The organism is Blautia wexlerae DSM 19850 (genome assembly GCF_025148125.1).
Classification (GTDB): Bacteria; Bacillota; Clostridia; order Lachnospirales; family Lachnospiraceae; genus Blautia_A; species Blautia_A wexlerae.
The window spans coordinates 587895-601166 of record NZ_CP102267.1 but is presented as its reverse complement, the minus strand read 5'-3'; the positions used below and the strand labels follow the sequence as shown (position 1 = coordinate 601166).

The following is a 13272-nucleotide window of genomic DNA, read 5'->3' as shown; positions in this document are numbered from 1 at the left end:
TAATCATGTTGAGCGGAACATTTTTTTCCGCTGTTTCACAGATACTTCTGAAACAGAGCGCAAATATCAAATACGAAAACCGAATCAGGGAATATCTCAATTTCCGGGTGATTCTCTCATACACCATATATATGCTGATCCTCCTCCTCAATACATGGTGTTATACAAAAGTAGATATGCGCTATGGTCCTGTCATTGATACTGCCGCCTATGTGTTTGTCCTGCTTCTCTCTCATTTCATTCTGAAGGAAAAAATCACGAAAGGAAAAATCATGGGAAACCTGATCATCATTGCAGGTATCCTGATCTATACGCTTTAATTACGGCAATTTCATAAAAAGATCCCGAAGCTGTTGCAGAATTTCCATCAGTGCCACAGCTGCAGGATCTTTTTATATGTTTCAATATTTTTTACCGCTTTTTATATTGTCTGGTACACACTCCATTTCCATCAAACACAGATACAATCCTGTTGGAACTGGTCAGTGTAATGTTCTCGGCACGCGTACCGGAAAGTGCGGAACTGCCTTTGTAAAAATAGTATTTTTTACCATTCAGTGTCAGCCATCCCTTATACGCTTTTCCGTTTTTCCGGAAATAATAGGTGTGCTCCCCACTTTTTTCCCTGACTTTGTACATTCCATTCTCGCAACGTACACCGTCGCTTCCAAAATAGTAGATATCGCCGGTAGATCTGGTCACGCGGCGGTTTTTAAACATATATCCGGATTTTGTATGGAACCAGTAACATTTCCCGTCTACTTTCTTCATTCCCATCAGAGCATAACCATCAGAACTGATATAATAGGTCTTTCCATTTACAGTTACCCACTGATCTGACACACGTTCGCCATTTTCATTGACATAATAGTATTTTCCATTTTCCTGATGAAGTCCTGTCTGTTCCTGGCTTCCATCATTGCTGCCTGTATCGGGTTTCATTGCCGGAACATAGGAATGCAGAGATTTCCATCTCGGCGTAATTTTCTTTGTATAGTCCACATAGCCAAAATCCATATCAACATCATTGCCTGCAGGAATTCCTGCTACCAGTCCGCTGGTACTATTCAGTCCGCTTTCCCGGTTACCGTCTGTGGACTGCCATATTGTATAATTGTACCGTTCCTTATCAGGTGCCTGAATCGTGTCCCCATATCTTGCGATCCATACATCCACTCCTGATAATAAGGACCAGTCTATGTAATTATCATACCAGTTGGTATTGCAGTAAACCATTGGATAATATCCGGCCCTGCGCACTTCATTGCAGAAGGTCAGTGCCATCTCTGAGACTGTTTTTGCAGAAAGCTTACTTGCTTTTGCATACTCCAGATCATATACGACCGGATAGGAAACCTTGTAACCCTGCATTTTGCTGATGGCAAGCTGTGCTTCCTTTAATGCGGTAGTTGTCGATAAGGCTGTACTGTACACATAGGTGCCTGTGGGTACTCCGGCAAGTTCTGCATTTGTCATATTCTCATCATAGGTATAATCTTCGTGAGTCAGGCCATAGGAGATCCGGACAAACGCAAAATCTATATCAGACCTCTTTACCTGTTTCCAGTCAATATTGCCCTGCCATTCAGAGACATCCATGCCTCTGGTTATCGCACCCGGAATGATTTCACCACTTCCGTTATAGCAGACACCGTTGATCTTTTTCCATGCTTTGGAGTTCACTTTTTTTCTTGATGACTCTGTACCGGAAGTTCTTGCAGAATAAATAAATTCCTCCTCAGCCACTGTATCACGTCTGTCATAATGCGGATTTGCAAAAACAGAGCTTACAGGCTGCGCTACAGCTATCGCAGCTGCCAGACAACCAACAATAAGCCTTTTTCTGATTTTTAAAAAATCTCTTTTCATCTTTCTACTCCTGTCTTCTAATAAACGTCCATTTTATTACAATACTATTAACATATTATACACACTATATTACATTTTCGCAAGATAATCCCTGATATATACCCAAAAACGGCTGCACATTTCTTGCTCTGTGCAGCCGTTTTGCATATTTCGTTTCTATAAGCAATTATGTTTATTTATCCTGGCAGAAATATCCGGATCAGACAGCCGGATCTGTAGGATCAAAATTAGCAGCTCCTCTTAACGGAGTCAGTGCTTTCTTTCCAAGAGGTCCTTTCATTGCATCATCTGCTTTATATTTACCATCAATAATACTGATCGGTGCGCCATTACAGTTCTCATAAACCCACTTCGCATCTGCCACACAGGTTCTGATACATCCATGTGATGCGGGAGATCCAAGCTTATTGTACTCTACTGCCGGAAGATTATATGAGTTTGCCTGGCCGCAGGCTACAGAATGAACAAAGATTCCTCCCTGTCCGGCACCGTCTACATGAGTTCCATACTGTCCCCAGGATGGTCCCATAAGAGGCTGCCACCTCAGGCTTCTGCTCAGTGTAAAGTTACCGGTCGGAGTTGGTGTTCCTGCTAAACCTACAGATACCCTGATCGTCTTAACAGGAATTGTTCTGGCTGAATCAGCATAAACAGTCATAACTCCGTTTACTCTGTCCACCTGAACAGAATACGGTCCTCTGTATCTGTTTGTCAGATCAGTGATACGGTATCCGTTACTGTCAAAGTAATACAGAATTCCATTAACTCTCATACTCTTATTTCTTGCAAATCCGTTTCCTGACGGATCGATATATCTCACCAGGTTTTTAGCATTACTTACAATTACCCATCCTCTTGTATATTTACCGTTTGCATCCAGATAACCGTTTACTCCATTCTTTTTCATAAACTGATTTGTCTGAACCACACATTCTTTAAGATAATAGTAATTGCCGCTGTATTTTCTCCATCCGCTCTTATACAGGCTTCCCTTAGAGGATGCGATATACCATTTCTTTTTATAGCGCACCATTGTGCTCTTATATACTTTACCTTTGTGTTCTGCGGATGTAGATGATTCAAATATATATTTCTTTCCATCGATTTCTGTCAAACCGCTTGCAAGCTTTCCTGATGGTTTAAAATAATAACCTGCGGAAGTCCACTTATCCGTATAATGATTTCCCTTGGAATCAAAATACAGCCAGCCAAGGAATTTGCCACTGGTGCTGACAAGTTTCTGCCAGCCATGTTTCTCAACAACACGACCCGGAGTACTTCCAAAGTAATAGTAATGATCGCCTGCTTTTGCCCATCTCTTTGTCCAGGTTGCCCGCTTTCCGTTTGAGCCAAAATAATATCTGAAATTGCCGTATTTTACAAGTTTATTTCTATAAATCTGGCCGTTACTGTCGGTACAGTAATATGCACCATTCTGAGCCTTCTTCATCACTGATTTCAGAACATATCCATTGGCATCCAGCAAGTAATCTCCGGTTCCTTTCTCCGGGATAGCTGTGGCAACTACGCCACGCTTATAATATTTACCGATGTCTGCCGGAATATTTCCCTTTTTAAAATACAGCCAGCGCTCTCCCTTAGTGGTATCTGAACGAAGCCATCCATTGTGGAACATTTTTCCGGGAATGTCGCTGCTTGCAGGATCAAAATAATACAGGTTTGATTCGCCGTTAACTGTGAGGGTGATCTCTCCTGTCTGTGGCTTACCTTCAGAATCAAGGCAGTAATAATCCTCATTGATCTTGAAATATCCGGTATATGTACCTGCTGCTTTTGCTTTCGCTTCAAGCTGTGCAATTGTCTCCAGATTACCATTCTCATCGTAGTACTGGAAATATGTTCCTGTCCATTTCCATACACTCTTCTCCTGCTGGCCTACTGTAGATGTATATGGAGTTATCGCTTCTCCTTCACATCCGGTATAAACAACAGCCTCATCTGCAGTTGTAAAATAGGACTGATTTGCCTGGGCTTCTGTTTCTTCCCCTGTGGCATCTTCTCCTGCTGACTGAGCTGCATCTGATGTCGGTTCTTCATCAGCTGAAGATTTTTCTTTTACCTCAGCCTGTCCAGTTACAAGGATTCCCTCTTCATCAAACAGATAATATCCTGTATGGGTTTCCCCTTTATACTCTGTGCTGATCTTTACAATTCCGTCTGCCACTGTATAAAATTCTTCATTTGTTACAGACACTGTATCCGTTGCTGCTGGTGTTTCCATTGCTGTAACCTCTGCTGTCACAGCTGTTGTATCTGTTTCAGCCACTGCTGTTTCAGATGATTCTGTCTGATCTCCTGAGAATCCGTCAGTCTCAGACAGCATCTCCTCATCGGGTAGTGCTGCTGTTGCTGCTTTCTGATCATCTGTATTTGCTGTATCCTGATTTTTTGCAGGTTTGCGCAGTTTAAAGCCATTCTCTGTGCTTACCCAGTCCTCAGCTTTCACTACAGCGGCTCCAACGGCATCCGTAGCATCTGCTGTTGACGGCGTCTCGTCCGGCAATGCAGCAGCCGTATCCGTTCCCGCTGTAAATGCGTCGTCTGTCTGTTCCTGTGATGGTACTGCTGTCCCATCATCTCCATCTGAAAAAGCGTCTGCTTCTGTTTCAGAAGTTTCTTCTGTAACATTTACTTCTTCTGCATCTGTCTGTGTGGCAACAGCCGGAGCTGTATCAGGTGAAGTAAATGCAGCAGCACCTGCTTCACTGACAGTTGCCATTGTCATAATAAGACTCAATGTAACCGCAACTAATCTTCTTTTCACAATAAGTTCCTCCTCTTTTATTCATGTTACTTTATGGTTACTGTTCACTCTGTTTGTGCACAGCAGCTTTCTACTCGCCAAGGCCGCTATCAATAGCAGCAACAAGATGATCCAGGGCTTCCTGTTCATCAACACCTTCACAGGTAAGTTCTATCTCATTTCCGCATTTTACGCATGCACCAAGTACACTCAGTACACTCTTTGCATTTGCCATGCCCCCATCGTAGACAAATGTTATCTGTGACTGGTATTTCATTGCCTCATTGCACAAAATCCCCGCAGGTCTCAGATGAAGACCTGTGGGATTTTTAACTGTCACTTTTTTACTGACCATTTCACTGTTCCTCTTATATTGTTACTACCCCTTCTGTAAGTGGAGAATTCTTTTATTCCTTGTTTTCCTTACTGTCATCAACAGCAGTCCCTGATGAAATCACTACTTCCGTAGTCACATCTTCCACTGTCTCATAACCATCCGGCAAGACTATCTCAACCGGGACTTCATAACTTCCTTCTTTTTTGCCATCCAGATCTATAGATGCCTTAATGTCTTTGTCATTATTCAGATCATCCAGATCTTTGTTATCTGATTTGATTCTCACTTCTATCTGCGCAGTCTCAAATGTTACCTGCAGATCTTTCGGTTTATTCTTAACCTCTATATTCTTAGTCGGAAATTCAAACTCTCTGCTTCCGGCCGGAAGAATACTTACAGTCACCCATACATCTTCACTGGAGTCACTGGTAAGTTTCACATTGTCCGGCAGAAGATTCGTAAGACTGATTTTTTTCTCCACATCTTCGGATTCACCGGAAATATCAATACTGTCTTCCGGTATAGTGATCACATTATTATTATCCGCAAGACTTTCAAGACCTTCTGCACTGCCTGCTACACTGATCGTATCCGGCACTGTTCTCACAGCCCCAACCTGATATCCTTCAGCCGGTGTCCCTACATAATCTGCAGATATCTGCACTCCCTGACGGATTTTCCATAATTTTGCAGTCACTGTTACTTTTGCATTATTCTCAATCCGCAATGAATTCATTTCAGAATCGGTAAGTACCTCCTGATTCTTATCAATGATCGTAAGGTTTACATCCTGTGTAAAATCCTCTGTATTCCCATCCAGTTCAATGGAAGCATTTACCTTATCTATTTTATTGATCAGCGTCTTCGGGCCTGTAATCCTTACTTTCTCCGGACTGGCAGTCAGACTTCCTACTTCATAATCTTTGCCCGGTTTCGTATCACCTCTGCTGACATTTACCACAAACTCCTGTGTCTCTTTTTCATCAAGATTTACACTGAGATTCTGAGGAGTAACTTTGATATCACTGGGAGATACCCCCGGTACAGAACAGGTAACGGTAATAGGAACCATAACCGGATTTGTATCCAGGCTTACCGCCTGCTGAAGATCAGCTACCGCAGAGATGTCTGTGACTTTGATCTTGTCTCTGATCTTCTTGGTTGCAGTGATCGCAACTTTTATGGAATCCTGGTTCTGTTCCGGCATACACATCTTACCGATGGTATCTGAAGATTCCACATATTCCTTGTTGATCAGTTCCACATCATTGAGCGTATAGTAATTGGTTCCTGTCGGATTATCTATGTTTACAACGATCAGCCATAGCACAACAGCTATTGCGACAGACATGATTTTCAGAGGTATATTATCTGTTATTTTTCGCTTCTTCATGCTTCACTCTTCCTTTCAGTAAATGGCGAAGTTTGCTGTTGTCTACAACCTGCTTATTCTGCGCTCTGACCAGGATTTCTCTGAGTTTTGCACTGTTTACACTTCTGGTCAGCTTTCCTCCCTGCGCTACAGATACCTGACCGGTTTCCTCTGATACAATGATCGTAACAGAATCTGTCTGCTCACTGATCCCCACACCTGCCCTGTGCCGCGTTCCAAGCTGTTTGCTCAGTTCCATATTATCAGACAGTGGAAGATAGCATGTTGCAGCCACAATCCTGTTCTCTCTTACAATAACAGCTCCGTCATGAAGTGGTGTGTTATGTTCAAATATATTGATCAGAAGCTGACTGGTAAGGATTGCATCCAGATTAATACCTGTTCTTATATAATCGGTCAGCAGCTCATTCTGCTCAATTACGATCAGTGCTCCGGTCTTAACTTCTCCCATATCAAAACATGCTTTGACCAGCTCACTGATGGTTTTATCCGTAAATCTTTCCTTCACCTCTTTACCTGCATCAAAAGGTATCAGTGAAGCCATGATTCGCTTTTGTCCAAGCTGTTCCAGAACTTTTCTGAGCTCCGGCTGAAAAATAACGATCACACCTACGATCAGTGTACTTGCCAGATTTGAAAAAATCCACAGAATCGTATTCATCCTGAAAATATACGCGATCAGAATGAAGAGGAGAACGACCAGTATTCCTTTCAGAAGTGTATATGCATGAGTATATTTGATCCATACCATGAACTGATATACAAAAAAAGCGATCAGTGCAATCTGTATGATATCTATAATCCCAATCTTAGGAAATGCCAGTCTTGATAATGTTTCTATCAAATTTCCTGAAAAATCCTGCATATGGCTCTCCTTTCCTTATCATTTTTATATATCTTATCGTTGAAAATGTTTTCAGTGGATTTTGTGTTACTGTTCACTCCGTTCACAGTAACGTAGCCAAAATTCATTCCAGATTGCCTGCGGCAATGGAATTTTGGCTCGTATGTCTCATCGTTACCGGAAACTGCTTTTTACAGATTTTTTAATGATTCTTCCAGTTTCTTCTCAAAATCCACGCTGTCAATATCTTTCTTTCTCTCTACAGGTGCTGCAGCCTCATCTGTCGTCACTGCTTTCTCATCACCATGAAAAATAGGATTCGCATAAGAAACAACGTTATCCTGTGCCGGTCTTTCATCCTTTGCAGAACTTCCGTTAATCTTCTTTATACTTCTTTCAGATGTTGTGACACAGGCTTTCGGCACTGCTTTTACATAATAATAATATTCATCATCCTCATATTCCAGTCTCTCGGTACGGGTATAGTCACCACCAAATACAAAGAATTCAAGAAGTAATCCTATCACCACAGAGATCACTGTATAAATGATCAGCGTAACAACATCAATATCCAGTCTAAAATAAAATCCACCTGCAATAATCATCAGAACATACACAACTCCACCTGCAATAATGGCAATTCTCCATGCATAGTCAAAAGAGCGGGTACGTATCAGATTCACCAGCAGAATCACTGCGATAAAGGCAATCACTGTGATCCACATTCCCCAGTTCTGCACGATTCCATCTGTCAGAAGTTTTAATTTGTCAGCTATGGCAACATCCGGGTTTTCCAGAAGTTTATGCTGTACACGTATAAAACGGATAAAATAGTAAATAATCACTCCGCAGCCTGCAGGAAGTGCAGAAAACGCATTGCACAAAAGTCCGCTTCCGATAGGAAGAAGCGTCGGAACACTGAACCCAAAGGAAAGCGGTGTAAATACAAGTACTAAATTATTGTCTGAACTGAATCTCAGGAAGAGAATTGCCATAAACAGGATCAGCACAAGCATAAAACCTGCAACTTCTATCCCCAGTGCATAACCATGTGCGACCATCAGGGCAAATCCTACAAAAATCATTACACCCGAAGGAAGAATGGAACAGATCAGTGCAAGGATCAGAACAATAAATATATTATCGATCTGCTTCATATATCCCATATTGGTATTGATCCATATGAAATAAGCCATTGCCAGAACAAAACGTAAGACAGGCAGGATATAAATCTCATACTGGCTGTATAAATTCTTTATTCGCTGTTTTAATTCGAGTAATGCTGTCATTTTTTATATCCTCCTGTAACTCCTCTGGCTGAAGATTTTTTATCTTCGCGACCGTAGATTTTACTTAATTGTGTAAGTTCTTCATAATAATTTTTCACACTTTTCTTTGCTTTATGGTATTTCACCGTATATTGGATATATGTCAGGACAGAAAACAGTACCAGCACTGCCACATACCCCAGAATAACTTCCACGCCCAGTGAAACAAGGTTCATCTTATGAACATTATCTATCAGATATTCAGCAAAATATGCTGCGATACCGGCCAGAATCAGGCAATACCCAATCGTAACAAGGAAAAAATTCTTAATCATGGCAAGTCCGATATAATCACTACGGTAGTACCTGCTGACCGGAAGATATTTCTTTCCTTCACCCTGTTCATACATGGCAAGTTTATTCATGATTTTTATCTTCTCTTCATTTAACATAAATTACTCCTTACTGTATGCTTTTCCTTTTGCTATAATCCGCTATTACTGTTCACTCTGTTCTCAGCAACAACCTGATATCATTCATATAATCATACAGATTAATTGTAACATATATCATTATGTATGAAAAGTGTTTTTTCTTATCTCCTGCCTATGCAAACCGTAAGAAAATAAACATTTCCGGCACCTTTTCTCTTCAGGCATCCGGCCATTGCATCGATCGTACTTCCTGTTGTATACACATCATCTATCACCAGGATATTCTTTCCCCTGACATCCCCGGTCACGCAGAACGCTTTTTCCAGGTTTTTTCTTCTCTGCAAAGCATTCAGTTTTTTCTGCGACTTTGTCTTTAAAACTTTCTGCACAATATTGACATCTGTGGAAATCCCGGTATAATGACCGAGTTTCTCCGCCAGATATGCAGCCTGATTAAAACCTCTCTGCCGCTCCTTCGACCTGTGTACCGGAACCGGCACGATCAGATCCGGCTTCCATTCCCGCAATTCTTTCTGCGCATATCGATACATTGCTCTGGCATAAAAATCACCGTATTCTCTGCATCCATAGTACTTATATCTGGTAACAGATCTTCTCATTATGCCATCATAGACAAAAATCCCTCTTCCCTGTTCATACACATGCCTGTGTTTCTGACAGTCTCTGCAGTATTCCCCTGTTTCTATGGGTTTTCCACATTTATAACATCTGGGATGACCAATCGGACGAAGTTCTTTCTCGCATTCCGGACAGATCATCCTTCGCTGATCTGCCAGTATTTTCTGACAGACCGGACAGCATCTCGGGTAAAAAATATCAGCAACCATGTTCAGAAACCGTTTCATTTCCATTTCCTTCCACTATTTTACTCTTTGTTTTGCTATCCTCTGTATTTCTGTTTTTCTCATATTATCGGAATAAATTTTTTTCTGTTATTATTCAGTCATCAGATCACAGTCTGCAATATCATTCTTCACCATCTGTATTATTATCCCCTGTAGTCTCACTCAGTTCTCTGATCCGTTCATCCAGTGCACTGTATCTCTTCTGCTGTTTTTCATTGCGTATCATCTCTGCAAAGGTCTCCTCGTTTCCCACAACCGTCACACATTTTCTTGCTCTGGTAACTGCGGTATAAAGAAGGTTCCTGTTTAAAAGCATCTGTGGTCCGGAAAGCAATGGAAGTATGACTGCCGGATACTCAGATCCCTGCGACTTGTGGATTGTAATAGCATATGCAAGTTCCAGTTCCTCCAGCTGTTTGAACGAGTACATTGCAAAACGTCCATCCTCAAATTCCACTTCTGCTGTCTCAGCAAATTCATTGATTTCCCTGAGGATTCCGGTGTCTCCGTTAAATACTCCCACGCCTTTCTCAATGACAACCCCATATCGTCCCCGGATTTCCCATTCCATCTGATAATTATTTCTGATCTGCATGACCTTGTCCCCTGTGCGGAACAGCCGGTCTCCAACCGCCCTCTCGGATTTCCCGTCTTCCGGCGGATTCAGGTATCTCTGCAGGATCTGATTCAGCCGCTCTACTCCCAGAAGTCCCTTTCTCATAGGTGTCAGTACCTGTATCTCAAAGGGTTTGGCATCTACATAGCGCGGCAGTTTCTCCTGGATCAGCGCGATCACTACTCTTATAATGATATCTGCATCATATCTCTTCAGAAAAAAGAAATCCCTGCTCTTATTATTGATCTGAACCTGTTCTCCCTTATTTATCTTATGAGCATTTACAACAATATCACTCTCTGATGCCTGTCTGAATATCTTAGTCAGTTCCACTACAGGGAAACATCTGCTTCGGATAATATCTCTCAGCACATTGCCCGGGCCTACACTCGGAAGCTGATTCTCATCCCCCACAAGGATCAGTCTGGTTCCTGCTACCACTGCAAGAAGAAGAGAATGCATCAGATGAATATCCACCATAGACATTTCATCAATAATGATCACATCTGCCTCCAGCGGATTCTGTGCATTCCTCTCGAATTTAGCTGAATGCCCGTCCCTCTCTTCCTCCGGCATTCCATTCAGTTCCAGCAGACGGTGAATTGTCTGCGCCTCATATCCGGTAGTCTCTGTCATTCTCTTTGCAGCACGTCCGGTAGGTGCAGCCAGCCGAATCTCTGCACCTTCTCCCTCAAAAAAGCGGATGATCGCATTGATCGTTGTCGTTTTACCTGTACCGGGGCCTCCTGTAAGAATAAAGAGTCCATGATCCGCTGCTTCAGTGATTGCTTTCTTCTGCATTTCATCCAGAACAGTTCCTGTCTCTTTCTCGATCAGCTCAATTCTGTGCCTGACAAGCTCTTTATCCTCAGGACACACAATATTCAGTTCATTAAGCATCCTGGCAGTGTTCAGTTCCAGATAATAATACTGTGCCGGATAAACGATAGTTTCTCCGCTTTTTTCTTTCAGCACCAGCTTCCTGTCAATAACCATATCCATAAGGTGTTTCTCCATATAGGATTCATCCACTCCCAGAAGTCTGGCACATCTTGTAAATAACTGTTCCCTCGGAAGATAAGTATGTCCTTCTCCCGAAGCCTGCAGAAGAGTATACAGCATTCCGCTGCGGATTCTGTAATCTGAGTCTGCGTGAATACCGACTCTGGCAGCAATCTCATCAGCAATCTTAAATCCCACACCGGAAATATCTTCCGCAAGTCTGTAAGGATTCTCCTGAAGGATCGTATAGACAGATTCCTTATATTTCTGATAAATCTTTGCGCCCAGGTTCAGGGAAATCCCATATTTCTGCAGAAAGATCATTACTTTTCGCATCTCTGCCTTCTCACTTACCTGCGCAGCGATCTCCCGGGCTTTTTTCTCACTGATTCCCTTTACCTCTGCAAGCCGCTCCGGCTCTTCTTCTACGATACGGAGTGTGTCATCTCCAAACTTCCGCACGATCCTGGCAGCCAGTGCAGCACCGATTCCCCTGATGGCGCCCGAACCCAGATAACGTTCTATTCCATATGTATCCTCCGGCATCTTCTCTGTAAAAGAACTGATCTGAAACTGTTTGCCATATACCGGATGATGGATATATACTCCGGTTGCTTCAATAGATGCCCCCTGTGTGATCGCAGGGAAACTTCCCACGCAGGTCAGCTCTTCCTCTTTTTTTGTACCTTTCAGTACCATAACTGTATATCCGTTATCTTCATTTCTGAAAATAACATGATCTATGTATCCTGTGACAGTTTCACTCATGTGCTTTTCTCCACACCTCCTGCTTCTTTGATCCTCTGACAACGCAAAAAGGCACTGCACTGTGCAGTACCTCCTGCTTTATCCGTCAAAACGTGCCATTACCTCTGCATACTTACCGGTTCCCACTGCGACCACGCTCATTGCATCCTGCACAGTCAGTGTACTTACTCCGGTTCTCTGCTCGATCAGTGTATCCATCCCATGAAGAAGGGCACCGCCGCCTGTAAGTACGATTCCTCTGTCTACAATATCCGCAGCCAGTTCCGGCGGTGTCTTTTCCAGAATTCCATGAACAGTCTCCACAATCTGGCTTGTAGCATCCTTTAACGCCACACGTATTTCTTCTGAGGTAAGTGTCACTGTCTTCGGCAGACCGGTGATCACATTTCTCCCCTTTACTTCCATTGTTCTCGGATTTGATTCCTCTATAGCCGTACCAATCTGAATTTTGATCTTCTCTGCCATATCTTCTCCGATAAAAAGTCCATGATTCTTTCTCACATAGTTCAGTATAGCCTGATTAAAAGTGTCCCCTGCAACTTTCACAGAAGCGGAAACCACAACCCCCGCAAGAGAGATAACCGCAACATCCGAAGTTCCGGCTCCAATGTCTACGACCAGATTTCCAAAGGGCTTGGTCACATCCACCCCGGCTCCGATTGCCGCAGCTATAGGTTCCTCCACCATATAGACATCTCTGGCACCAGCCTGATAGGTTGCTTCCTCCACTGCCTTTTTCTCAATCTCTGTAATTCCACTGGGAACACAGATACTGATCCTGGGCTTGCGGAAAGCTCTTCTTCCTATTGCTCTGGATATAAAGTATTTCAACATCTTCTCTGTAACTGTATAATCAACGATCACGCCCTGTCTGATGGGACGGATGATCTCCATATCTGAAGTAATGCGCCCTTCCATCAGACGGGCTTCTTCACCGATCGCACGTATCTTCTCTGTATTTTTATCATAAACTACGATCGAAGGCTCATTTAGCACAAGCCCCTTTCCTGTAGAATAAGCCAGACTGTTCCTGGTTCCCAGGTCAATTCCAATATCACTTGTCGGCATGGAAATCCCCTTTCTGTTCTTACGTTCTCCTCATCCCCTTCAA

At 42.7% G+C, this 13272-nt stretch carries 11 protein-coding genes; 1 reads left to right on the top strand and 10 read right to left on the bottom strand.

Annotated features, from left to right (window positions below; genetic code table 11):
• Positions 1-5 precede the first annotated feature (5 nt).
• The gene (locus NQ550_RS02730; RefSeq protein WP_334319808.1) at positions 6-320 is read left to right on the top strand and encodes an EamA family transporter; all 315 of its coding nucleotides are present in this window, start codon (positions 6-8) and stop codon (positions 318-320) included.
• 91 nt (positions 321-411) lie between these two features.
• Here NQ550_RS02730 and NQ550_RS02725 read toward each other — a convergent pair whose 3' ends face one another.
• The 10 genes from NQ550_RS02725 to mreB all read right to left on the bottom strand — a co-directional run bounded on the left by NQ550_RS02725 (position 412) and on the right by mreB (position 13229).
• Positions 412-1869: a glycoside hydrolase family 25 protein gene (locus tag NQ550_RS02725; RefSeq protein ID WP_008706131.1), complete on the bottom strand. Its 1458-nt coding sequence runs from the start codon at positions 1867-1869 to the stop codon at positions 412-414.
• Positions 1870-2068: 199 nt separating this feature from the next.
• A complete protein-coding gene (locus tag NQ550_RS02720; RefSeq protein WP_025578499.1) occupies positions 2069-4654 on the bottom strand; it encodes a L,D-transpeptidase family protein in 2586 nt (861 codons plus the stop codon).
• Between the two features lie 70 nt (positions 4655-4724).
• Positions 4725-4988, bottom strand: coding sequence for an HPr family phosphocarrier protein (locus NQ550_RS02715; protein WP_022380118.1), 264 nt, complete (start codon positions 4986-4988; stop codon positions 4725-4727).
• Positions 4989-5040: 52 nt separating this feature from the next.
• Positions 5041-6363 (bottom strand): CdaR family protein, encoded by a 1323-nt coding sequence (locus NQ550_RS02710; protein WP_008706136.1) that lies wholly within the window; start codon positions 6361-6363, stop codon positions 5041-5043.
• The gene (cdaA, locus tag NQ550_RS02705; protein WP_022380116.1) at positions 6338-7228 is read right to left on the bottom strand and encodes a diadenylate cyclase CdaA; all 891 of its coding nucleotides are present in this window, start codon (positions 7226-7228) and stop codon (positions 6338-6340) included. The genes NQ550_RS02710 and cdaA overlap by 26 nt, the downstream gene beginning before the upstream one ends.
• A gap of 170 nt (positions 7229-7398) precedes the next feature.
• Positions 7399-8496, bottom strand: coding sequence for a hypothetical protein (locus NQ550_RS02700; protein ID WP_025578502.1), 1098 nt, complete (start codon positions 8494-8496; stop codon positions 7399-7401).
• Positions 8493-8927, bottom strand: a complete 435-nt coding sequence (locus tag NQ550_RS02695) for a hypothetical protein (RefSeq protein ID WP_008706141.1) — start codon at positions 8925-8927, stop codon at positions 8493-8495. The genes NQ550_RS02700 and NQ550_RS02695 overlap by 4 nt, the downstream gene beginning before the upstream one ends.
• A 143-nt stretch (positions 8928-9070) precedes the next feature.
• Entirely contained in the window at positions 9071-9775 is a 705-nt protein-coding gene (locus NQ550_RS02690) for a ComF family protein (RefSeq protein ID WP_025578505.1), read from the bottom strand.
• Between the two features lie 121 nt (positions 9776-9896).
• Positions 9897-12161: an SF1B family DNA helicase RecD2 gene (recD2, locus tag NQ550_RS02685; RefSeq protein ID WP_025578507.1), complete on the bottom strand. Its 2265-nt coding sequence runs from the start codon at positions 12159-12161 to the stop codon at positions 9897-9899.
• A gap of 78 nt (positions 12162-12239) precedes the next feature.
• Positions 12240-13229, bottom strand: a complete 990-nt coding sequence (gene mreB / locus NQ550_RS02680) for a rod shape-determining protein (RefSeq protein WP_008706145.1) — start codon at positions 13227-13229, stop codon at positions 12240-12242.
• Positions 13230-13272: the final 43 nt, after the last annotated feature.